We start from the raw sequence: 24,057 nt of genomic DNA, 5'->3' as shown, positions 1-24,057 counted from the left end.
GACGAGTCACTCACCCTCACTGATGAAATCAACACAATCAAGACAGCTTCTGTCTCCCTTGACGAGTCACTCACCTTCGTTGATCTTGTAGACACTACTCACGCAGCTTCTGTCTCACTAGACGAATCTCTATCCCTCACTGATGAAATCAACACAAGCAAGACATCTTCTGTCTCACTAGACGAGTCACTCACCCTCACTGATGAAATCAACACAAGCAAGACATCTTCTGTCTCACTAGACGAGTCACTCACCCTCACTGATGAAATCAACACAAGCAAGACAGCTTCTGTCTCCCTTGACGAGTCACTCACCTTCGTTGATCTTGTAGACACTACTCACGCAGCTTCTGTCTCACTAGACGAATCTCTATCCCTCACTGATGAAATCAACACAAGCAAGACAGCTTCTGTCTCACTAGACGAGTCACTCACCCTCACTGATAAAATCAACACAAGCAAGACAGCTTCTGTCTCACTAGACGAATCTCTATCCCTCATTGATGAAATCAACACAAGCAAGACAGCTTCTATCTCCCTCACTGAATCTCTAGTCTTAAATGATAAAATTGATCTAGTTGGAACTTTGCAAATTATAATCTCTGAAAATAATTCATTAGTAGGTGGTGTATCTTTTGCAATTACTCCAAACCCAATAACAGGAATTGGAATTTTAAGTATAACTGACAATGATGGAAATGACGCTAGTGCAACTAATGGCGATATAAGAATTCTATCTGTTCCAGTAAATGATTACGATATTCAAATCACTTCGGTTCCTGCAGGATACATAGAAGATACAGATGAAGTAACTGTTTCAGTATGCTGTGATGATGTAAATCCTTTGATAGAATTTGAGTTATTTAGTACTGCAACTGATCTATCATTACTTCCACCATCACCAGCTAAAACTACACCAAATCTTAACTCCACTCAGATTTCAGTACTGCAAGGATTAACAGCAAGTATTGTAGAGGATACAACAACGACGACCATCACTAAATCAAATCAAGCTCTAAAAATAATCAGAGTTGGTGTAAATAATACTTCTGGAATACAAAGTGCTATCATACAACAATCAAATATAAAATATGATAATTCCTATGTAGTTGGAGTAGATGGTTCTATTGTACAAAATACAATAAAACTTCCAAAATACACTCTATCTGCTAATAAATCATTAACAGCAGTTATTCCTCTAGCTGTATCTAGTGAATCATCTCATCAAGTAATTTCTACCCCACCAATTACTAAGATTATTCCTGGAAAACAAATCATTCTTCCGGTAGAGCCAACACTCATTCCAAGCTTTGGAGGTTTATCAAAACTTGATATCACAACAAATCCAAGTTCATCCTCAGTTGGAACCTTTACAAGAGATTGGATTGTAATTGAACTTGATGATGGCCATATTAACTCACCAACATTGGCTGATAGTGGAATTACAAATGAGCTAGAGTTAGAGATTGATGTTAAATCTAGATTTGAAGAAGAAGGTGTTGGATTTGACTATGGTGATCCTTCTAACTTTAAATCAAAACCAAAAATGACTGTCTTAATACCAAAACCAGTTTCTGGCGACATACTTACACTTCCTAATGGATGTGCTGATGTTGAAGTTCATACCCTTGTTGGAGGAGTGTGGACAGGTGGAATTGACGCTATTCTCTCAAACACTCCATCAACTATTAATGCTAATTATTGTGATGTAGAGATTGAATCGGATCACTATTCAAAGAAATCTTTCTCTTCTAAAAAGAGCTCAGGCGGTGGAGACGGCCCAGGTGGAGGCAGCCCAGGTGGAGGCAGCCCAGGTGGAGGCAGCCCAGGTGGTGGAGGCGGCCGTTCTGGTGCAGGATCTAGTTCTGCTGGATTCGGAGGAGTTCTGGGAACATCCTTGGCAATTAATGAAGTCTCATATGACAAATGTAATGAAAATATAGCTAGAATTCTTGTTTCAAGTGATGCTGATGAAGCTCCATCTGTTGTACTTCATACCACCAAAACAGGAACAGTATATGCAAAACTAGCTGACAACCAACCATTTGAAGAAATTAACAAACTCTCAAAAGTTGACAAGTATGTCTATGAGGCCCCAATTGCATCTGATGAAACATTCATGATGGTAATAGTATCTGAAACTAAAGGTGAGCTAATAAACAAAGTCCAATCACCAATATATCTTACTGAATGTGTTGGTTCTACAACTATTGTAGAATTACCTGAAGAGGAATCTGACATATCTATTGATGTTCCAAGAATCTTTGATGTGAAGTTCAGGATTAACAATGATACACAACATTTGGCATCAACTCAATCTGTCTTCTATCTAGACAATGATGATCTTTCAGTATCTGCAATCATTGATAGTAAATCTGCACTAAAACGTGTTGAGCTAAGAACTGCCCCAATGGGCCAATCAACAGAACAGTATGCTGCTATGAGAATGAATATCGAATCACTTTATGTATCTGAGACTTCTTATCTTGTAAGTGCAACATTACCATCCTATTTCTTAGTAGAGCCTGGCATACAATATTGGATTCATGTATTAGATGATGATCTAAACACTGTTGATTCCAAACCATATCAAATTGGAGTAAAGCCAACCAAATCATCAAATGTTTCAGTTGAAATGGATGTTGAATCAATCAAACCAAGTGGAACATCGACTAGACCTGAAATCTATGTCTTTACCAATGATTCACCTGCATACGGAACTGTGTCCCTAATTGCCAATGGAGAAGTTGTGGAACAAAAGTCACAACTATTTGAGATTGGACAAACCAAAGTTACCTTTGATTGGAATGTTCCATCTTCTACATCTTTTGCAAGTAATAAGTTACAAGGAAAAGTTGATCTGTATGATAAATCAATAGTTACACAATCTGCAACTATTCATAGCTATCCAAGAACTGTATCTCTATTTGCATCTGAGTTGCCATCTTTAGAATCAATAGAAATTGATGGCAAAGTTGTAGCAGAGCCTGCACTTATCTATTCATCTAACTCAGATGCAAATCTCCAATTCAGAGTTACTGATCCTCAAGGTCAGTGTGTAATTGGAGGAACTGATGACTGTACAATTAATGAAAGTACAAAGAACAATCGTGGAGGATTAACCAGTATAATATATGGTGATCAAGTACTCAGAATTAGATATAGTGGCGCAGATAACGCTTTGGAGAGATTTGCAATTACATCAATTGATCCAATAGTTGATCAGTGGACTATATCTCTAGAAACTCAAGATGGAGCATTACAAGAAGCACATGCAACACCCGAACCAATTATCAAGATTAAATACAGATATCACTCTGAAACAATAACTGTGTTTTCAAATTAATCTGTGATTTTATGGATATGCAATTGATTCTAAAATTACAGAATCAAGATCTGAGATGTTAATTCTTTTTTGTTCCATACTGTCCCTCATTCTGATAGTTACAGTTTGATCCTCTAATGTTTGATGATCTACTGTAATTGCAAAAGGTGATCCAATCTCATCTAATCTTCTATATCTTCTTCCAATTGCACCTGAATGATCCAAAAATGCATCACATTTTCTTTTTATTTGAAGAAATATCTCATCTGTTTTCTCTTTTAACCCATCTTTTTTAACCAAAGATAAAATCCCAACATGAACTGGTGACAAATATGGCTTTAGAGATAATACAACTCTTTCATGCTCCTTATCATCTCTCAAACTATGCTCCAAAATTGTGTATAGACTCCTATCAATTCCCATTGAAATCTCAAAAACATGTGGTAATACTTTTTCATCATTATCCATGACCTCAAATTTCTCATTACTTTTTTTGGCATGGCTGGATAAATCATAATCAGATCTGTAATTACACGCAACAAGTTCTAACCACCCAATTGTAGTTTCTACTTCAAAATCAAAAGCAACTTCTGCATAAAACGCCTTTTCTTTCTCACCCAGCTTTCTAAATCTGCTTTTTAAAATATCAATTCCAGTTTTTTCATAAAATTCAGTTAAAATTCCAAGATAGTATGCAACAAACTTGTTTGGAATAATTCCAGACTCTACTGCTTCTTTACAAGTCATTGATACTGGTTCTGCATCTGTTTGAACTCTAATTGTAGTATCTTGAATTTCAGAAAATCTATCTACATCATGTAATTTTGCAGGATTGCAAAAGACTTCAATTTCTGCCTGATAAAATTCCCTTAGTCGCAATAAACTCTGTCTTGGTGCTATCTCATTTCTGAAACTTTTTCCAACCTGTGCAATTCCTAAGGGTAATTTCCCTCTCATGGTTTTGAATAGTCTTGGAAAATCTACAAATATTGATTGACATGTCTCAGGTCTAAGATACGCTTCTTCTTCTTCAGGACCTATTCCAACTTTAAACATCATATTGAAATTCTTTGTTTTCTCAAAATCTCCCTTACACTTTGGACACTTTATGTTGTTTTGTAAAATAGCATTATCAAATTCTTCTAAATCTGCACTCTCAGGAATCTCTATTTTTGTAATATCTGCAATTGTTCTATCTGCTCTAAATGTTGATTTACATTTCATACATTTGATAATAGGATCAGCAAAATTTCCCAAGTGTCCTGATGCCTCAAAAACTGATCTTGACATTATTTGTGAGCCATCAATTTCTAGCATTCCATCTCTTCGGATTAATTCACGCCTCCACAATTCAAGGAATTTATTTTTCAGACTTACTCCAGAAGGACCATACTCCCAAAATCCAGCCTGTGCATCCGCATACACTTCACAGCTTGGAAAGTAAAATCCACGTTCAAGTGCTAATTTCATTACTGCTTCATAGTCCATACCATAATTTCCTAATCATAGAATAAATTTCTACGCAAACTCCTTTGCTTTTTTGATATTTTCAAAATCATCTCGTTCATCATCAATCGGTGTCTCTAGAATTATAGGAATTTTTTTCTTGTTTGCAAATTTAACTACAGAAGATATGCCTTGCTCACCAATACCACCCAAGCCCAAATGATAATGTCTATCAAGATTACACCCAATATCCCCTTTTGCATCATTAAGATGCAAAATCTTCAAATTTTTAATTCCTACATATTTATCAAATTCATCAAAAGTTTCTTTTACTTTATTTGCAGTTCTTAAATCATATCCTGATACAAATGCATGACAAGTATCAAAACAAACACCAAATTTTTTTGAAGGCTTTAATTGATTAAAAATTTCTCCTAGCTGTTTAAAATCAGAACCTACAGAATTTTTTTGTCCTGCAGTATTTTCTAATAAAATCATCACATCATTTTTAGTCTCTCCTGCTTTTGTTAATCCTTTTACAAGTCTCTTAATTCCTTCTTCTTCTCCAATTCCTAAATGACTACCAAGATGTGTAACAAGATATGGAATTCCTAATAATGCACATCTTTCAACTTCATCAATTAATGTTTTAACAGATTTTTCAAATCCATCTTCTTTTGGAGATGCAAGATTTGGTAAATATGGCATATGTGCACATGTTGCAAATCTATCAATTTTACTTGCCTTTAGTTTTGATTTAAAATTAGAAATATCATCTTTTGTGAGTTCTTTTACATGCCACCCTCTAGGATTTCTTGTAAAGATCTGAAATGCAGAACATTCTCGCTCAATAGCGTTATCTACTGCCTTGTCAATTGATCCTGAAATTGATACATGACAGCCGATCTGCATATTTCTCAAGATTCAGTAAACATAATTTAAACCACCATCAAAAACCAGATTTTTATGTAAATTATGTAAATTACTTTCATGCTTGAACTTGGAGAAGATGAAAAAGCAAAATATCCATTCCTAGCTGATGCAGGCAAATATCTAAAAGAACAAGGGTTTACACTAGAACAATTTGGAACTGATCCAGATCTTATCCCTATTATAGAAAAAGCCTATACTCGAATTCATGCAGCATGTGAAATGAATAAAGATTATGAATCAGAAATTATTCAAAATCAGGTTTCTAATACAGGTTCACTCCCTAGAGAAGTTTTTTCATTTTTATTATCAATTGTTCTGCTAAAATTAGCAGGAATTCCAACTTTGGCAAAGCGTTTTGCTCTGAGTGAATCTATGCGTGCAGAAGGTTTTCTTACTAAAGATTTAAAAAATATTTCCAGCGAGAATGAATTACCAATTAAAATTATTGAAGAACTTTTTTCAATTAGAATAAAAAAGCAAGATGATTTTTTCATTATTCCCGTCATAGACTATATCAGACATTCCATTCATTTTCATGAAAGAGAATGGAAGTTAGTTAATAGACATGTAGAAAATGGATTTGTTTATCTTAAAGCTGATAAGATGGTTAGACTCTTTAGGAAAGAATTGGGAACATACATTAACTCAAAAATTTTATCTGGAAAAAAACCTTCAATGATTCCTGGTTTTGAAGATTCAGTGGAAAAACTAGTTAAATATTCAAAAAAATTCCAATCAAATTTTGTTACGACTGGAGAATATCCTCCTTGCATTAAACACGCAATTGAAGTACTTGAAAAAGGTGAAAATCTACCTCACTCAGGACGTTTTATGCTTGCAACTTTTCTTCTCTCAAAAGGTCAAACTGTTGAGGAGATTGCACCTCTATTCAAAAATGCTCCTGATTATAATCAACGAGTTACACTCTACCAACTAAATCATTTAGCAGGAACGTCAGGAAGTGGAACTCAATATTCTTGCCCTTCATGTGAGAAACTAAATACACAATCCCTATGTTTTGCAACATCTGAATGTGATAACATCATTAATCCTTTACAATTCGGAAAAAAGAGAAAATAATGCAAGCAGCTGAAATTAACTTCTTAGAAGATTCATTTAAAAAATATTATTTTGATCATTTTGATCTTATTAGAGTTCCTGAACGAACATCTGAAAGAGAATTTGGATATCAGAAATTTAATTCAGGAATGATTCGTCATATACAGATCAAAGATGACAAGGAATTGCATCTACTACTTATGCAAAATACTCCATCTGATGTTTATTGTTCAAATGCATACTATTCATTTCCAAATTTACCGATGAATGAAAAAGATTGGAAAGAGGCAGATCTAATTTTTGATATTGATGCAAAAGATCTTAATTTATCATGTAGAGAAAATCACACAGTTTCAATTTGTAATGAATGTTACGAGGTTTCAAAAAACTCTATAAAATGTTCTAAATGTAATTCTATTAAACTTGAAAAAAAATCTTTACCCTGCAAAAACTGTATTGATGCATCAAAAATTGAAGTTTCTAAACTATCTGAAGTTTTAATTGATGATCTTGCTGTGACTCAAGATAATATTCAAGTGTATTTCTCAGGCAATGAAGGATTTCATGTTTATGTGTACAATTCACAATTTCAAAAAATTGGTTCTAGAGAAAGATCAGAATTGGCAGATTATATTTCCCTACGTGGAGCTATACCTGAAACATTTGGAATGAGAAAATTTAAACAAGATCGTTTGGCTTTTCCAGATTTTAGCGACAAAGGATGGAAAGGAAGATTTGCAAAGCATGTTTATGGTACAAAATCTAAACGCTCAAAAATAATTACAGAATTGATTGCAAATGGTTACTCATCATTTCAAAAAACTTTGGATGATGTTTCTGAAAACATTGGAGTAAAAATTGATCCAAATGTAACCATGGACATTCATAGAATATTTAGATTGCCTGGATCCATTAACAGCAAAAGTGGGCTGACAAAAATTTTTTGTAACGATTTATCAAAGTTTGATCCTTATGTTGAAGCATCTTTTCTAAGTGATGATTCTATTGAGATCGTTGCTAATTGCCCAATTGAATTTAAATTAAAAAACAAAAAATTCGGTCCATACAACAATGAAACAGTATCAGTTCCCACATTTGCTGCAGTCTATATGATTTGCAAAAAACTAGCGACAATTGCTTAATTTTGCTGGTAAGACATTAATTTACCGAATCTTAACAAAGTTTGATTTTGTATAGCGCCTCTACTGATAAGCAAGCTCCACCTCCAGATACTGGAAAATTCATACGATTAGGCATAGTTGCTATAATTGGAATAGTGATCTTTGCTCTGGTAGGAAATCAGGCAGTAATTCTATCAATGAATTTTACTGAATTTGGCGATCAATTCTCAAAACCACTCTACTACACATTGATTTCAACATTAATCTTATCAGCTATTGCTCTAGTGAGAGTAAATATCGCTGGCAGATCATCTATTTTCTGGTACGCAATTAGTACTGCAATTGGATTTTTAGGAAGTGGGGGACAACAATCAATTTCAAATAATATCAAAAATTTCAGTGATTACAAACTATCTACACCTCAGTTTGTAATTTGGCAAATAACCAAAATTCTGCTCTTTGGAGCCTTCTTTGCAAACATCATGTTTGGTTTTGCTGCAATGTCATTTATTGATGGAAATTATTTAGGATTAGAGAATCTACCAAAATTATTTGCTCTTCCGTTTGTAACTCCAGATACTAACCCAAATTATGCATATGAAAATGTCGTACCAATGATCCCAGCTTTGGTCATCTTAATTCCACCCTTACTTGCTGCAATAGGAATGCGTTTGGTTTTGTATGTTGGAATTCATAGAATAATTGGAGTAATTACCTCATTTCTTCATGATTCGAATAATGGAAAACCAAGATACCTAAATTATGTTTCAACAATTGAAGGAATAATTGGAATAGGAGTAATTTGGGCAGGATTCAATCTATTCTTTACTGATCAAATTGATTATAACACACGTTACATTATTGGTGGTACACTAGTTATAGGATTTGCATTAATTGCATTCTCAGTTGTTGATAGAATTAGAGCAAGAGTTCTAACTCACATGTTTAAGCGAGATGTTTACATCAGAATTTTATCAATTATTGCAATTGCAATTATAGTAGCCGGTGTAGTTTCAGTAAACAATAGTATTGCAGATGCAAAAAAGATTGAATACTTGGGTCCATATACCGCCCAACAAATAGGTGTAAATCGATATCTAGGTGAACTTAACAATATTCAAGAGAACACACATAATGTTAAACTCACATCAGTGTCCCCAAATAATATCAAAAATTATGTTAACCAGAATAGTGATGTTCTTGATGTAATTAGGGTCTGGGACTGGGAAGCAGCTTTTGCAAAACTAAAGCCAGAGATTGGACTTATACCATATGTTGATTTTGAAGACAATGATATTCTTCGCTTTAATAACACTCTTTATTGGACTGCATCCATGAAGCCTATTCTTCCAACCTCAGTTAGCCTTGAAAATAGATGGTATAATGAACATCTTGTATACACCCATGTTCCAAATGGATTTTTAACATTAGAGGCAACAGATGGTCAGATCGTTGATAGTGGTGAATTCTTTAAGCAAAGAGAAATTTACTATGGTGAAGGAGGATTATTTGAGCAAACTTGGTCTGGATATCCTAATTCAAGAGGTTCAACTAGTGCCGAACTTGGTGGTGCATCATATTCTGGATTAGGTGGTTTGGATGTCTCGCCACCTCTAAGTTGGATCTTTGAGCCAAACTTTTTGCTTTCATTTCCAGCTGAATCAGTCCACATTATGAGATACAAAGATGTACACGATAGAATGGAGACTCTATACCCTTACTTCCTTTATGATTTATTTGGCAAAGAATTAGACTCACTTCCTGTAACTGATGGTCAAAATTCCTATTGGCTTATCCCTCTAATCATTGGATTTGATACCCGTGACGTTCCTTGGTCAGTAGGCAATCCATATCTGCGCTTGGTTGGATATGCACTGGTTGATACTTACAATGGTGATATTCAACTACTCAAGACTGGTGATGACTTCTTTTCAGATATGTTTGCCAGTCAATATTCTGATCAATTCAAACCAATGCCTGCATGGCTTGAAGAACAAATCAGATATCCTGTAGAATTGTTTAATTGGAAAACAGAGATGTATAATATCTACCACGTAACTAATGTAGAGACATTCATTCAAGCAAATCAATTCTATGAAATCCCTCGTGGTCTTGACACATATTATGTTGAAGCCAAACCACCTGGCTTTGAGCAGACAGAATTTGTTGGATTATTATCACTTGAACTAAGAGGCTCTCAAGGAAGAAATCTTGCAGGATACATGGTTGTTGAAAATGATCTTTCTAATCTTGGTGATTTACAATTCTTTGAAGTTCCATTAAACTCTACAACTAAATTGATAGGTCCAACTGCAGTAAGAGAAGCACTTGATAGAGATCCAGAGTTTGCTCAACTAAAGACACTATTGAGAAATCCAAGAATTGGTGATAATATTTTGTATCGTGTAGGTGATCATGATATTTACTTTATTCCAGTTTATACTGCAGGTGCTGGTGGTGTAGTTGCTCAATTAGGAACAATTGCTGCAGTTGGTGCTGCTTTTAATGGTGAATATTTTGTTGGGTTAGGTGACACTCAAGAAAAAGCATTTGAGGCATATTTGAAGAAAGTCTCTGGTGTTGCTCCAACTGCAACTACTGCAGATGATAATTATGTAGAATTAGTTAAAAGTGATAGAATTGATATTGTCAAATCTATATTTGCAGAAAATGAAATTACGATATCAGAGCCAACATCGATACAAATCCCACTTTCATTTAATGAAGGAGAAATAATTTTCTTTACTGAAAGTGATCGTGAAGATATTGAAGGATTCCTTTCAAAATTCATTGATGACTTTGTAAAACCACGTAGTGACAGAGTATTCATGTGGCAAGAAGATAACAATCTCAATATCGGAACAATATTTGTTAAAAATGCTATACCTGAGATGCATTATATCTCAATTGAGGTAGGCAATTAATTGCTTCTAGTATTAGATAACGGATCTCTTTACACAAAAAATTTAATTTCATTTCTTGAAGAGAAAAATTTTAAATTTGAAAAACATACTCCCGATCTTTTTGATCTAAATTCCATTGATAGTTTTAATTCTATTATTTTATCTGGACGTCGTATAAATGAAAAAAAAACTAATAAAGTCAATTCAAAAATCATTAATTATTCTGTAAAAAATAACATAAAACTACTTGGAATATGCTACGGAGCAGAGATAATGGCTCTAACTCTTGGCGGAACTATAAGAAAAATACCAACTTTGCAAAAAGGAAATGAAACTATTCAAATTATCAAGGATAATCCAATTTCAAATAACTCTATTAAGGTCTATGAAAGTCATAGTTTTGAAATATCTAAATTACCTAAGGAGTTGATAGTGTTAGGACAATCCCATAATTGCAAATATGAGATAATTCAATATTCCGGAAAACCAATTTTTGGAACACAGTTTCATCCTGAGATGAGTCAAGATGGTTGTGATTTAATTGAAAAATTTTGTTTACTCTGATTGATTTTAATAACTCTAAAATTTTCTTCATTATATGGAGCCTGAAAATCATGAATTACTCTTACCACTTGTTGATGAAGAAAACATTTGTCTCCCATTACCAATTAATGTAGTTTCAAAATATTGGAATGTACAATTACCTATGGTTGAAGCACAAGAAATTGCCAAAAACTACTCTGGATATTCTGGTAGTATTCTAATTGAAGGAATAGAACTTGCAGAAAGACATGGCCTCACCTGTAAAATTATTCATTCCTCATTATCAGAACTAAAAAAAATTATTGATGTTGGTATACCTCCAATTGTTATTCTTCCAGGAATTCCAGAAATCACCCAACATGCATCTGTAATTACTGGATACGATATTGAAGAAAAATCAATACTTCATTATATTCAAAAAGGAAATAAAGAAGGTGAACAACAAGAGGGAGCAATACCTGAAGAAATTTTTGATAAACAATGGGCAGAAGAAGGACGACTATTAATTATATTGACCACTTCTGATATTTTATCTTCAATCAATCTTGAAAGTAATGATAATGAATCAAATAGATTGTGTCTGATTTCTGAGAGATACCAAATTCAAAATAATTTTGCAAAGGCAGGAGAATTATTAAAAAAAGCAATAGAACTTAATCCAAACAACTCTACTGCATTACATCTTTATGGTTCCTTACTAAATTCACAAAAATCATCAGAGTGTACCCAGTTTTATGAAAAATGCTTGAAATCAAATCCTAATTCATATCTTAGTTATAATGGATTGGGTAATTTTTATCTAAAATCAAATAAATTCGAAAAGGCTGAGGAAAATTATACAAAAGCTATTGAAATTAATCCAAACAGATCTGCCAAGATTTACAAAAATCGTGCATACATACGAGAAAAACAAAATAATATTTCAGGAGCCAAAGAGGATCTAAAAAATTATTTAAAATATTATCCACGAGCACCAGATAGAGGAATAATAGAACAAGCAATCAGAGAATTATAATGCGGAGTGCGGGATTTGAACCCGCGACCTTCAGCTTGGGAAGCTGACATCTTACCGAGCTAGACTAACTCCGCTAGAAAATCTTGTTTGATTATGATTAAATATCTTAATTGAGAATATTATACATGGATGCAAGATGCCCAGAGTGTGAAAAAGTTGCGATTTTAGATGATGATATTACAAATGTAAAGTGTCCACATTGCAATTTTGAAGCAGATTATGATACTTATCTTGAGATTATGAAAGATCAGGCAGTTAACATGGCAACTGATTACATACCAGATCGACCGGGAATTTAACTACCAAAAATTTCCTTTATCAGAACAATCCAAGTGAGCCCCACAATTAGGACAAAACATATGACATGCTTGCATATCTACCATTTTCTTATCACATCTTGGACATCTGATTTCTTCTGTCATGCCTATCTTTGATAATCTTGATTTAAAAATAATGTCCAAACGTTAATTAGTCGTTCATAATTTTTTTGGAATACTTGGCAAACTTCAAGCTAACAATTTCAGATATCACAGGAAAATCCATTTCTAAGGAACTCAAAGATAGCGACGCTAATCCATTACTGGGATTAGAATTAGGAAAAGAAACTGATGCATCAATTGTTGGATTGAATGGAAAATTAAAACTTACTGGAGGAAGTGACAAATCTGGCGTTCCTATGAGAAATGATATTCATGGTTCTGCAAGAAAATATGTTTTACTTTCAAAAGGAGTTGGTCTTCAAGATGCAGAAATTGGACAAAGAGTTAGAAAATTAATGCGAGGAAACACTGTATCTGAAGAAATCTATCAAATAAATTGTAAATTTGATGGTGAATTACCAGTTGAAGCTCCTGTAGATGAAACTTCTGAAGCTACAGAAGAAAAAACTGAAGATAAAAAAGAATAACTTAACATATACCGATTCTTCATTTTGATTCATGCATTGGAGAGATACACTTCCTGAATGGTATATTAAAAAATATGGATATCAGCCTTGTGTAAATATTGGAACTGCTGGTCATGTAGATCATGGAAAAACTACTTTAATTCAAGCATTAACAGGCTCATGGACTAGTGTTCATAGTCAAGAATTAAAACGTGGTATCACTATTCGTGTAGGTTATTCTGATGCAGCATTTTACAAATGTAAAAAATGTGAAGAACCTTTAGGATATTCTACTACACCAAGGTGTAATAATTGTGGTAAAGAAAGTGAATTATCAAGGGTAGTTAGTTTTGTTGATAGTCCAGGCCACGAAAGTTTAATGGCAAATATGCTCTCAGGTTCTGCATTAATGGATGGTGCTATGTTACTGGTTGCCGCAAATGAAAAAGTTCCAAAACCCCAAACCAAAGAACATCTTTTAGCTCTTCAAACATTAGGTATTCAACAAATCGTTGTGGTCCAAAATAAAGTTGATTTATTATCTTACAAAGAAGCACTTGACAATTTTCAGGAAATATCAAAATTTGTTAAAGGAACTTTTGCAGCTAAAGCACCTGTAATACCAATCTCAGCTCAATCAAAATTAAACATTGATGCACTAATCGGCGCTATAGAAAACACCATTAAAACACCTGAAAGAGATGAAAAAAAAGATACTGTTATGCATGTTCTAAGATCATTTGATGTAAACAAACCAGGAACTAAATTAAAAAATATCAAAGGAGGAGTTATTGGTGGAAGTCTTACTCAGGGAATTTTTAATGTAGGAGATGAAATAGAAATTAAACCTGGAATTTTAAATGAGAAAAAAAAATCATATGAACCATTACTTACAGAAATTACATCATTAGGTACAGCTGCTGGGATTGTTGAATCCGTAAAACCAGGTGGTTTGGTAGCCATTGGAACAAAATTAGATCCATCCATGACTAGAAGTGATTCCTTTATTGGTTCAGTTATTGGAAAACCTGGTACACTTCCTGAAAACTCTACATTGCTAAAACTAGAAGTAAATCTTTTTGATTCTGCTGTAGGTACTACTGAAGATATTAAGGTACAACCAATCCAAGCAGGAGAATTGCTCAGATTAAATATCGGAACTGCTCCTGTGCTAGGAAAGGTTACTAAAATTAAATCAAATAATATTGAAATTGAATTAAGACGACCTGCATGCATTTTTGATGGTGGAAATGTAGCAATAAGTAGAAGAATATCAGAACGATGGCGATTAATTGGTGCAGGAATAGTTGGTTGAAGTTATCTGTGATACAAATTTTCTAATTCATATTGCTAATAAAAGAATAAAAAATATAGATAATTTAGGTACAGAAATTGGCCAAATTACTTTTGTAGTTCCTCAAGTAGTAAAAAATGAATTATTAAAATTATTAAAAAATCCAGAAAAGAAAAATAGCATATCGATAACTTTAGATTTCATAAAAAAATTCAAAATAATCCCTATTAATGGATCATTTGCCGATAAAAAATTACTTAATTATGCTTCAAAGAATAATGTAATTATTGCAACAATGGACAAGGAACTTAAAAAAAATGTTAAAAAACTTGGCAGCTCTATCATTTCACTTTCAAATGATAAAATAGTTTTGGAATCTTAGAAAAATTTAACTTAATGTATTTTAAATAAAATCTATGGTGTCATTAACTCTAGAAAGTGATGCATTCCAAAATGGAGAAGTAATTCCAAAGAAGTTTGGTTATAAACATGGTAATCATAATCCTCCACTAAAAATCAAAGGAGTTCCAGATAATACGTTATCACTGGCATTAATTATGGATGATCCTGATGCTATGGGGGCTGTTGGAAAGGTTTGGGTTCATTGGGTATTATGGAATATTGAACCTAACTCCCTAGAAATTCAAGAAAATTCTACTCCAAAAAATAGTATTGAAGGTAAAACTGATTTTGGAGAAATTGGATATGGTGGTCCTGCTCCGCCAGATAAAGAACATACTTACATCTTCAAACTATATGCATTAGATACAAAATTAGATCTAAAAGAAGGTTCTACCAAAAAAGAATTAGAAAATTCAATGAAAAATCATATTATTGCTGAAACTAAACTTGAAGGACGGTATTCACCACCCTAATAATTCTTAAATGTTATGAATATTTTCTCTAAAAATTTAATCTAAGTATATCTGTCTGCTAATCTGTATCTCATATATTTGTCATCAGGTGAAAATTTTGCTGGATGTGCAGAAATTGTATCTTGGTTACACTTTACACATTTTTCTTTTAATGTATAATGATTACAATTCAAACATTTTCTTAATTGAAATCTCATTTTAGTTCTCTCTGGTTTTCTTAGATTCTTCCCTAGTAAATTTGAATGATCCTTTCTTTTTTTCTATATTAGTTTGTATTTCAGCAATTATTGGTTTGAGAGCTTTTTCTGCAGCTTTGAAATTTTCAGATGTAATTGATAATCGATATTTTGGTGCACCAAGATAAGTTATATCAATAGTAGAATCTTTTTTTATTGCATCCAATAAAGTTTTTTTAATTATTTCTACACCATCTGATCCTTGATTTGTAATTTCCATTATTCCTCTTATTTCTACTGATGGCAGCTTAATCTTTGAGCAAATCTCTTCAATAACTGTTGCAGTTTTTTTTGCGAGTTTTAGATCTTTTACTGATTCAATTCCATTTCTTGCTATTTCAATAAATGCATCATATACTGAATCAAATTTAGAATAAATACTGTCTTCTAATTTTTCAATTTCAGTATCAGATAATTTTGCCTTTTCTTTTACATTTTGCAAAATTGTCTTACCTTTTTCAAATTTTTTAACTTCTTTTAGTTTTTGTTTTTTCTGATCATTTGATACTTGTTTAAGTGACAAGTCAATATCTCCACGCTGTGAATTTACCTTCTTTACAAGGAGAACTTTTTTCTCACCATCACGAATAAATCTATTAACTGATCTTATCCACCCTGGTGCAATCTCTGAAATATGTAAAAATCCCTGAATATCATCATACTCATCTAATGTAACATATGCCCCATGATCCATCACTTTGGTAATTGTAGCAAGTACAATTTCTCCCTGTTCAGGCATTTCTTGAATTTCTGTAGACATTTCTTCTAAAACCCCTATCTGTGTAATTTAATGTTGCTGACTAAAAATCAATTCCTCTTTTGGCTTTAATTCCTTTTTGAAACGGGTGTTTTATCTCCTTCATTTCTGTAACTAGATCAGCCATTTCAATAACCTCTTCTTTAGCATAGTTTCCAGTAAGTACTAAATCCAATTCTTTCGGTTTGGATTTTATTAAATTTAAAACATCATTGAGTGATACCAATCCTAAATTTACTGCATAATTAACCTCATCTAAAATTATTATATCGTAATTTTTTGACTGGATTTTTTCACTACTGATCTTTATTGCTTCATTTGCAATTTTTTCATGTTCTTCCTTTGTACTCCTGTCATCAATAATTCCAACAAATCCTTTTCCTATAGCTACCATTTCAAATTCTGGTTCTAGCCTCTTTGATGAATCCATTTCTCCATAATGCCATGATCCTTTAATGAATTGAATCATGCAAATTTTTTTTTGATAACCAGTAGCTCTCAAAGCTAATCCTAAAGCAGCAGTTGTTTTTCCTTTCCCTTTACCAGTATAAACAATAACTAACCCATCTTTTTCCATGTTCTTTAGTTTAATATTCTAACTAAAAACATTGAGGATTTCTAAAAACATATCACTTTAAATAAAAACTGGTTCTAGTCATGCAAATTGCAAATTCCTAGAATAGTAATAGCTGGAGCAACAAGTGGAGTAGGAAAAACTTCTATTACCTGCTCTATCATTTATGCTCTTCAAAAACAAGGATTTTCAATTCAACCTTTCAAAGTAGGTCCTGACTATATTGATCCTAGTTATCTTTCAAGTATTTCAAACCGTGAAGTATACAATCTAGATGCTTGGTTGATGGGAAGGACTAATCTTTTGAAAAGTTTTATCTCAAATTCTAAAAGCAATATATCAATTATTGAAGGAGTTATGGGTTATTATGATGGATTCTCTGGTCACTCAAACTTTGCTAGTACACATCATGTTGCTTCAATAACAAAATCTCCTGTTATCTTAGTTTTAGATGCAAGTAAAACAGCCCGCTCAATTGCAGCAACACTATTGGGATTTCTAAAATTTCATAATAATTCTCGAATTGTAGGTGTAATTCTTAATAAAATAGGAAGCAAAAAGCATGAATTTTTATGTAAAAATGCATTAGAAAAAATTAAAATTCCAATTATTGGGACAATTCCAAAAAATCCTCTTTTGAATTTAGAATCAAGACATCTAGGATTAATTTCTACATTGGATAAAAAAACTCTGAAAAACCAAATTGAAAAAATCTCAAAAATTATATCAAAAACTTTGGATATTCAACAAATAATTTCAATAGCAACTAATTCAATTATTCTTCCAAAAATATCTAAACCTGAACATAAAAAAGAAAAAATTACTATTGCTGTAGCACTAGATACTTCATTTAATTTCTACTATCAAGATAATTTAGAATCATTAAGAAGAGAAGGTGCAACTATAAAATTTTTCAGCCCAATTAAAGACAAAAAAATCCCAAAATGTGATGGAATTTACATAGGTGGGGGATTTCCTGAAGTATTAGGTTCATCACTTGCAAAAAATCAGTCAATGAAAAAAATAATAAAAAATTTAGCTGAAGATAATATCCCTATCTATGCTGAATGCGGTGGATTAATGTATCTCACAAAATCTATAGAAATTGATAATAAAAAATACCAAATGATTGGTTTGTTTGATGCAAAAACAAGAATGACTAAAAAAATGACACTAAATTACACAAAGGGTAAGATAATTAAAAAAACTCCCATTTCATATAAACCACATTCCATTCAAGGACATGAATTTCACTATTCTAAATTAGAAGATGTTTCTAATGATTCAAAATTTGTATATGATTTAGAAATTGGTGATGGGATCAAAAATCATAAAGATGGAATGATGCAAAATAACACTCTTGCATCATATGGCCATCTCTATTTTGATAGTTCTAACTATGCAAAAATTTTTGTAAATAATTGTATAAAATACTCAAGAACCTAATTCTGCTCTGATTAATTTGAATAGTGCATTAATTATTGCAGAGGCAGCTGAACTTCCACCTTTTCTACCTAAATTAGTGATAAATGGTATTTCTTCTAGTTTTGATAATTCTTCCTTTGATTCTGCTGCACAAATGAATCCAACTGGTATTCCAATAATTAGAGCTGGTTTTACAATTCCTTCCTCTACCATCTGAATTACTTCCAAAAGTGCAGTTGGTGCATTTCCAATGGCTACAACTCCTCCATTAATATCTGATTTTGCTGCCCTCATTGATACTTGAGAGCGTGTTTTTCCCTCCTTTTTTGCCAATTCCATCATTTTTGGATCTGAAATATTGCAGATTATATTATTCCCAAAATCTTTTGGATTTTGTTTATTCAAACCCCCAATCACTCCATTTACATCAACTACAATACTGCATCCATTTCTTAATGCATTTATTCCACTTTGAATTGCATTTTTTTGAAAAATTACTCTGTTCTTATCTGCAAAATCAAAGTCAGCTGTTGAATGAATTATTCTTCTAACGATTGGCCATTCCATTTCATTATAACTGTGTTCACCTATTTCTTCCTCAATCATCTGCATACTTGCATCTTCAATTGATTGGCCTTTTTCAGTTTGCATCTTCTACCTCTTTTGCTCTCTCAATAATTAAATCAATAATTTTTTGATCTGTTCCTATGTGTTTTGTTATGTATGATTTTTTTATATTAGACTTATCTAATGCTGGAATTAAATCATTATTGATATCAGTTTTGACATGTGCTCCTTCATGAAGAAAATAAAAAACAATCACTAGAACTTTGGGTTCATCTTTTTCACATTTTTTTATTCCTTCAAAAATATCAGGCTGTTCAATTTCTAACCAACATCTGCTGACATTTCTATAAGAATTTTTTAAATCATTTACAATATAATTAAGTGATATCTGAGCATTAGGATCTTTGCTACCGTGACCAATAATCATTACATCCACTTCTTTCTTTGGAATGGTTATTTGATTCTCTTTTAGAGTTGTAGATATTCTATTTTCTACAATATCAATTAATGTTTTATGCATGCTCATTGGTTTTGTCACTAAAAATTTTACCTTGGTATCTTTTTGAAATTTCATTACATCTGTTACTGCATTTTTAACTTTTTTACCGGGATACAAAAAATATGGAACTATAGTTAAAGAATCAATATCCTCTTTAAGACATTTTGATACCCCGTCTTCAATATATGGCGGTTCTACCTCTAAGAAACAGAAATCTACAACTTCATAGTTGCCTTTAGCCATAATTCCTTTACAAATTATTTCTAATTCTTCTGATGCCTCTCTTTCCCTGCTCCCTCTATCGATTAATAATAATCCCCGCTTCAATTTACAATCCTCGCTATAGCTATTGTCAAATTTGGTGGAAATTTCTGCTTTTCTACAACAAGTTCTCCACCAGAAACTTTGATTGCTGCAGCTTCTGAAACACTTGCAGTTCCTTCAAAGGCTTTTACAGTTTCTGAAGGATTTGGGGCAGTAATTTCTGCAAGATCCTCTCTGTTGACATATTCCACGGGAACTTTTAGTTCTTTTCCAATGTCTATTAACCCTTGCACATCTTGTGGTTTTTTTATAGATACAAGCTTTGAAATTGATTTTTCACTTAATCTAAACTTCTTAAGACATAACTTGATCCCATTCATGATTTCTTCTTTTGTAGTATCCCAGTGAAGTCCAACACCAATTACTAAACTTGGGGGACGATAGATGACAGATTCTTTTGATAATACATCATCAATTAATTCATCAGAAATTATTAGATATGCTTTAGAATTTGATTTTTTTAATTGTTCAAAATCATCATAAATTGTTACATTTTTTGGTAAATTTTTGTACCAATTTTTATTCCCAGCTTGTTGAAATACACCAATAGGCTCTTCATTTACCATTTGTGCACTAATTCTAGTTACTGTAGAATCATCATCAATTTTCCACCCAAAATCTCTTCCAACAAGATCAACTGCTATTGTTTTGTTAACATCTGCCGCTGTAGTGATTACTGGTATTGCATCTAATTTTGTTGCAATTTCTTGTGTTAGCTCATTTGCACCTCCTATATGTCCAGATAAAACACTAATCACAAAATTTATTTTATCATCAATTACAATTACTGCAGGATCTGTTTTTTTATCTTTGAGATGTGGGGCAATCAATCTAATTACTGCGCCCAATGAAAAAAGACAGATTAATGCATTATTATTTTTGAAAAGTTCTATAATTTTATCTGATGTAGGCTCAGAATACCAAATAATATTATTATTTTTATCTGAAAATTTTTCTGGAGCATAAATTCTCCAATTTGGAAATAATTCTTTCAAATTTAATCCAATATTTACCCCATTTTTAGTAATTGCTAAAACTGAAGTTTTTTCCATATTCAAAACCTTCAGACTTTAATAAAATACCTTACTCTTCAGATTTTCTAGCCAAAACATTTCCTTCAAAATCAAACAATATTACATCAATTGATACTTTTTCTTCAGAATGTTTTCTCATATGTTTATGAGTTTCATTACATATTAATTCAAAAAAACCATCTATCTTATTTTCTTGAATTATTTCAGATACATGTCTTGCAGTATTTGCCTTTTTGATATCTTCAATTACACTATCTTTGGCATTAGCTTTTTTTGCAAGTTCTGATAAAAATAACATATCTACTTTAGATCCCTTAACATGAGTTTGTTTTACACCTGCAGCCATCTTTGCAAGCTTTCCTATGAATCCAACAACAAATGCCTTTTTGATATTTTTTTTACTACACTGTTGAATAGTATATCCAGAAAAATCTCCCATCTGAACGAAACAATGCTCTGGTAAATCTACAATTTTCTTTGCAAAATCTTCACTTCTTCCTCCTGTTGTTAACACAACTGTGTCATTACCCATAGCAATTGCTACATCCAAATTCTGTCTAATTGATGCAGCATAAGATGCAGTAGAAAATGGTACTACAATTCCACTTGTTCCTAAAATTGAAATCCCGTCCTTAATTCCTAATCTTGGATTATCGGTTTTTGGTCCTAATTCTTTTCCTTTTGGAACAGAAATTAGAATTCTAATTCCATTTTTTTCAAGCATTTTTTCTCCAATTTCTCTTAAATTCTCAATAATCATTTTTTTAGGAACTGGATTAATTGCTGGCTTGTTTATCTCCAAACCCAAACCAGGTTTTGTAACAATCCCAACACCTTCACCACCATTAATTTCAATTGTGTTACTTTTTTCAGTAATTTCTAATTCAACAACGATCTCAGCACCATGTGTAACGTCAGGATCATCACCTCCATCTTTAATCACTACACATCTTGCAAAGTTTGTTCCAAACTCACAAAAGTTAATTGGAATTTGTATTGAATTTCTATTTGGTAACAAAATTTCTACATTTTGAATTTTTTTATGATTTATTATTGATAATAATCCTGCTTTGGCAGCAGCAGTAGCTGAACTTCCAGTTGTGAAACCTGTTCTTAACTTTGTCTTTTCTTCCACATTTGTCATATCAATTTTACTGTATTAACTCTTGTTTGTACCTGTTTCTTCAATACCAAATAGATTAAAATAAAAAAATTACCTGTAATTCTCATGGTTAAATTAAATCAAGTTGTCATTACTGGTGCAACTGGATTTATTGGAAAGAATCTAAGAAAATATTTGTCTAAAAACAATGTTAAATTGATTTCAATTTCGAGAAGGGATTTCAAACCATTAAAAAATGAAATAAAAATTATCTCAAAAAACTTTGATGAAAAAAACATAATTTCAAAAATTCAAAACTCAGATGCACTAATTCATTTAATAGGTATTGGAAAACAATCTGTAGAAATTGATTATAATTCTATTAATGTTGAACTAACAAAAAAAATTGTAAACTTGTGTGAAAATGCAAAAATTAAAAAAATTGTTTATCTAAGTGGTCTTGGTGTTTCCTCAAACACTTCTTTAGGTTATTTCATTTCTAAGTATAAAGCAGAGCGATCAATTATTAATTCAGGATTGAATTTCACAATTTTTCGCCCATCCTACATCATTGGAAAAGATGATTATCTTACAAAACTATTAAAAAAACAAATTAAAAATAATCAACTACAAATTCCAGGCCCAGGAAACTATTTGATTCAACCAATTTACATTGATGATGTAGTTAAAGTCATTTTTGAATCAATTATGAGAATAGAATTTCAAAATAAAATCCTAGATCTAGTTGGTCCTGAAACTGTTACTTTTGAACAATATGTAAAATTATTCTCTAAAAAAACAAAGACTTCCATACAAAAAATAAATTTAGAAGATTCATACTATAATGCTATTAATAAAATTAAATCTGATTATGGAGTAGATGATCTAAATATTCTGATAGGGAATTTTAAAGGAAATCACCAAAAACTAACAAAAATCTCTCAAATTAAATTTCAATCTGTACTGGAATTATTAGAGTCCGGCAGACTGTTTTAGTATTTCAGCTTTGTCTGTTTTCTCCCATGTAAATTCAGGTTCATTTCTTCCAAAATGTCCATATGAAGCAGTTTTTTTGTAAATTGGTCTTTTAAGATCTAACTGAGAAATAATTCCAGATGGTTTCATATCGAAATTTTTCCTTACCAATTCCTCAATCTGATTTTCTGGAATTTTATTTGTTCCAAATGTATTTACATAAAGAGAAACTGGTTCAGCTACTCCTATTGCATATGCAACTTGAACTTCACATCTCTCTGCTAGTCCAGCGGCAACAAGATTTTTGGCAATATATCTACACATGTAACATGCAGATCTGTCAACTTTGGAAGGATCTTTTCCAGAGAAAGCCCCTCCACCATGTCTTCCAAATCCACCATATGTATCAACAATTATTTTTCTACCAGTTAAACCAGCATCCCCATGAGGACCACCAATTACAAATTTTCCAGTTGGATTTATGTGGATTTTAATTTGATCATTCCAAAGATTTCCTAATACTGGTTTGATTACTTTATCAATTATTTTTCTTGAAATTTCCTCTTGAGATATTTCTGGTGCATGTTGTGTTGAGACCACAACTGTTTCAATTTTTGTTGGTTTATTATTTTCGTATCTTACTGATACTTGTGATTTACCATCAGGTCTAACCCAAGGTAAAATCTTCTCTCTTCGGACTTGTGATAATCTTTGAATAAGTTTATGAGCTAAAAGTATTGGCATAGGCATCAACTCTTCTGTTTCATTAGTAGCATAACCAAACATTAATCCTTGATCACCAGCTCCTTGCTCTTTTTCTTCTGTTGCTGTAACTCCTTGGCTAATATCCGGACTTTGTGAGTGCAGCTTTAAATTAATTTGACATGTATCCGCATCAAACATCAAGTCTTTGTTATCATATCCTATTTCTCTTATTGTTTTTCGAGCTAATTCCTCTTGTTCTTTTTTATCAAAATTAGCCTTTGATGTAACTTCTCCGGATATAACTACATAATCCGTAGTAACCATTGTTTCAATAGCAACTCTGGAATTGGGATCTTGTCTAAGATATTCATCTAAAAATGCATCAGAAATATTATCACAAACTTTGTCTGGATGACCTTCTGTTACTGATTCAGATGTGAATAGGAAATTATTTGTCATA

24 protein-coding genes and 1 tRNA gene are annotated in these 24,057 nt (G+C 32.2%); 13 read left to right on the top strand and 12 right to left on the bottom strand.

All coding sequences use genetic code 11. The features are described 5' to 3' along the window. On the top strand, positions 1-3,345 hold a 3,345-nt coding region (locus K5790_RS10210), incomplete at its 5' end, for a hypothetical protein (RefSeq protein ID WP_297594761.1). A gap of 9 nt (positions 3,346-3,354) precedes the next feature. Here K5790_RS10210 and glyS read toward each other — a convergent pair. Continuing rightward, on the bottom strand, positions 3,355-4,812 hold the full coding sequence (gene glyS / locus K5790_RS10205) for a glycine--tRNA ligase (protein WP_297594759.1): 1,458 nt from the start codon (positions 4,810-4,812) through the stop codon (positions 3,355-3,357). A gap of 30 nt (positions 4,813-4,842) precedes the next feature. Further along, on the bottom strand, positions 4,843-5,682 hold the full coding sequence (locus K5790_RS10200) for a deoxyribonuclease IV (protein WP_297594757.1): 840 nt from the start codon (positions 5,680-5,682) through the stop codon (positions 4,843-4,845). Positions 5,683-5,760: 78 nt separating this feature from the next. On the opposite strand from K5790_RS10200, the gene K5790_RS10195 reads away from it, so the two are divergent. The 5 genes from K5790_RS10195 to K5790_RS10175 are packed head-to-tail and all read left to right on the top strand — an operon-like array spanning position 5,761 to position 12,344. After that, positions 5,761-6,783 (top strand): DNA primase, encoded by a 1,023-nt coding sequence (locus tag K5790_RS10195; protein WP_297594755.1) that lies wholly within the window; start codon positions 5,761-5,763, stop codon positions 6,781-6,783. Beyond that, on the top strand, positions 6,783-7,904 hold the full coding sequence (locus K5790_RS10190) for a DNA primase small subunit domain-containing protein (RefSeq protein WP_297594753.1): 1,122 nt from the start codon (positions 6,783-6,785) through the stop codon (positions 7,902-7,904). The genes K5790_RS10195 and K5790_RS10190 overlap by 1 nt, the downstream gene beginning before the upstream one ends. Positions 7,905-7,951: 47 nt before the next feature. After that, positions 7,952-10,807 (top strand): UPF0182 family protein, encoded by a 2,856-nt coding sequence (locus K5790_RS10185; protein ID WP_297594751.1) that lies wholly within the window; start codon positions 7,952-7,954, stop codon positions 10,805-10,807. Beyond that, entirely contained in the window at positions 10,808-11,350 is a 543-nt protein-coding gene (locus tag K5790_RS10180) for a type 1 glutamine amidotransferase (RefSeq protein ID WP_297594749.1), read from the top strand. Positions 11,351-11,384: 34 nt separating this feature from the next. Further along, positions 11,385-12,344 (top strand): tetratricopeptide repeat protein, encoded by a 960-nt coding sequence (locus tag K5790_RS10175; protein ID WP_297594747.1) that lies wholly within the window; start codon positions 11,385-11,387, stop codon positions 12,342-12,344. On the opposite strand, the gene K5790_RS10170 is transcribed toward K5790_RS10175, so the two are convergent. Next, positions 12,345-12,418, bottom strand: a tRNA-Gly gene (locus K5790_RS10170). It abuts the gene before it with no gap. Between the two features lie 51 nt (positions 12,419-12,469). Here K5790_RS10170 and K5790_RS10165 point away from each other — a divergent pair. After that, on the top strand, positions 12,470-12,643 hold the full coding sequence (locus tag K5790_RS10165) for a zinc-domain-containing protein (RefSeq protein ID WP_297594745.1): 174 nt from the start codon (positions 12,470-12,472) through the stop codon (positions 12,641-12,643). Here K5790_RS10165 and K5790_RS10160 read toward each other — a convergent pair whose 3' ends face one another. Then, positions 12,644-12,766, bottom strand: a complete 123-nt coding sequence (locus K5790_RS10160) for a hypothetical protein (protein ID WP_297594743.1) — start codon at positions 12,764-12,766, stop codon at positions 12,644-12,646. Positions 12,767-12,840: 74 nt separating this feature from the next. Here K5790_RS10160 and K5790_RS10155 point away from each other — a divergent pair, with 74 nt between their 5' ends. The 4 genes from K5790_RS10155 to K5790_RS10140 are packed head-to-tail and all read left to right on the top strand — an operon-like array spanning position 12,841 to position 15,399. Continuing rightward, entirely contained in the window at positions 12,841-13,251 is a 411-nt protein-coding gene (locus tag K5790_RS10155; RefSeq protein ID WP_297594742.1) for a S6e family ribosomal protein, read from the top strand. 31 nt (positions 13,252-13,282) lie between these two features. Next, positions 13,283-14,545, top strand: a complete 1,263-nt coding sequence (locus K5790_RS10150) for a translation initiation factor IF-2 subunit gamma (RefSeq protein WP_297594740.1) — start codon at positions 13,283-13,285, stop codon at positions 14,543-14,545. Further along, complete coding sequence (locus K5790_RS10145) at positions 14,538-14,906, top strand: twitching motility protein PilT (protein ID WP_297594738.1); 369 nt, start codon at positions 14,538-14,540, stop codon at positions 14,904-14,906. Before K5790_RS10150 ends, K5790_RS10145 begins: the two co-directional genes overlap by 8 nt. Before the next feature lie 34 nt (positions 14,907-14,940). Next, positions 14,941-15,399 carry a YbhB/YbcL family Raf kinase inhibitor-like protein gene (locus tag K5790_RS10140; RefSeq protein ID WP_297594736.1) on the top strand — a complete coding sequence of 153 codons (459 nt, stop codon included), beginning with the start codon at positions 14,941-14,943 and terminating at the stop codon, positions 15,397-15,399. 41 nt (positions 15,400-15,440) lie between these two features. Here the strand turns inward: K5790_RS10140 and K5790_RS10135 are convergent, their stop codons facing one another. From K5790_RS10135 to cobO, 3 genes are read right to left on the bottom strand one after another with little or no spacing between them, the layout of a single operon-like run. Next, positions 15,441-15,596: an RNA-protein complex protein Nop10 gene (locus K5790_RS10135; protein WP_297594734.1), complete on the bottom strand. Its 156-nt coding sequence runs from the start codon at positions 15,594-15,596 to the stop codon at positions 15,441-15,443. Between the two features lies 1 nt (position 15,597). Beyond that, positions 15,598-16,395: a translation initiation factor IF-2 subunit alpha gene (locus K5790_RS10130; protein WP_297594732.1), complete on the bottom strand. Its 798-nt coding sequence runs from the start codon at positions 16,393-16,395 to the stop codon at positions 15,598-15,600. Between the two features lie 40 nt (positions 16,396-16,435). After that, positions 16,436-16,969: a cob(I)yrinic acid a,c-diamide adenosyltransferase gene (gene cobO, locus K5790_RS10125; RefSeq protein WP_297594730.1), complete on the bottom strand. Its 534-nt coding sequence runs from the start codon at positions 16,967-16,969 to the stop codon at positions 16,436-16,438. A gap of 87 nt (positions 16,970-17,056) precedes the next feature. On the opposite strand from cobO, the gene K5790_RS10120 reads away from it, so the two are divergent. Further along, on the top strand, positions 17,057-18,412 hold the full coding sequence (locus K5790_RS10120; RefSeq protein WP_297594728.1) for a cobyrinate a,c-diamide synthase: 1,356 nt from the start codon (positions 17,057-17,059) through the stop codon (positions 18,410-18,412). On the opposite strand, the gene K5790_RS10115 is transcribed toward K5790_RS10120, so the two are convergent. From K5790_RS10115 to K5790_RS10100, 4 genes are read right to left on the bottom strand one after another with little or no spacing between them, the layout of a single operon-like run. Next, on the bottom strand, positions 18,401-19,042 hold the full coding sequence (locus K5790_RS10115) for a precorrin-8X methylmutase (RefSeq protein ID WP_297594726.1): 642 nt from the start codon (positions 19,040-19,042) through the stop codon (positions 18,401-18,403). The genes K5790_RS10120 and K5790_RS10115 overlap by 12 nt on opposite strands. Next, entirely contained in the window at positions 19,032-19,784 is a 753-nt protein-coding gene (locus K5790_RS10110) for a sirohydrochlorin chelatase (RefSeq protein ID WP_297594724.1), read from the bottom strand. Before K5790_RS10110 ends, K5790_RS10115 begins: the two co-directional genes overlap by 11 nt. After that, positions 19,781-20,833, bottom strand: coding sequence for a cobalamin biosynthesis protein (locus K5790_RS10105; protein WP_297594722.1), 1,053 nt, complete (start codon positions 20,831-20,833; stop codon positions 19,781-19,783). The genes K5790_RS10110 and K5790_RS10105 overlap by 4 nt, the downstream gene beginning before the upstream one ends. Positions 20,834-20,864: 31 nt before the next feature. After that, positions 20,865-21,959: a cobalt-precorrin-5B (C(1))-methyltransferase gene (locus K5790_RS10100; RefSeq protein WP_297594720.1), complete on the bottom strand. Its 1,095-nt coding sequence runs from the start codon at positions 21,957-21,959 to the stop codon at positions 20,865-20,867. A gap of 84 nt (positions 21,960-22,043) precedes the next feature. Here K5790_RS10100 and K5790_RS10095 point away from each other — a divergent pair, with 84 nt between their 5' ends. After that, entirely contained in the window at positions 22,044-22,913 is an 870-nt protein-coding gene (locus tag K5790_RS10095; protein ID WP_297594718.1) for an NAD-dependent epimerase/dehydratase family protein, read from the top strand. On the opposite strand, the gene metK is transcribed toward K5790_RS10095, so the two are convergent. Next, positions 22,890-24,056 (bottom strand): methionine adenosyltransferase, encoded by a 1,167-nt coding sequence (gene metK, locus K5790_RS10090; protein WP_297594716.1) that lies wholly within the window; start codon positions 24,054-24,056, stop codon positions 22,890-22,892. The two genes, K5790_RS10095 and metK, sit on opposite strands and share 24 nt — an antisense overlap. Position 24,057 lies beyond the last annotated feature (1 nt).

Source organism: Nitrosopumilus sp., from assembly GCF_025698945.1.
Taxonomy (GTDB): Archaea; Thermoproteota; Nitrososphaeria; order Nitrososphaerales; family Nitrosopumilaceae; genus Nitrosopumilus.
The sequence above is the reverse complement of the archived record's forward strand: the minus strand, read 5'-3'. Positions and strand labels throughout refer to the sequence as shown.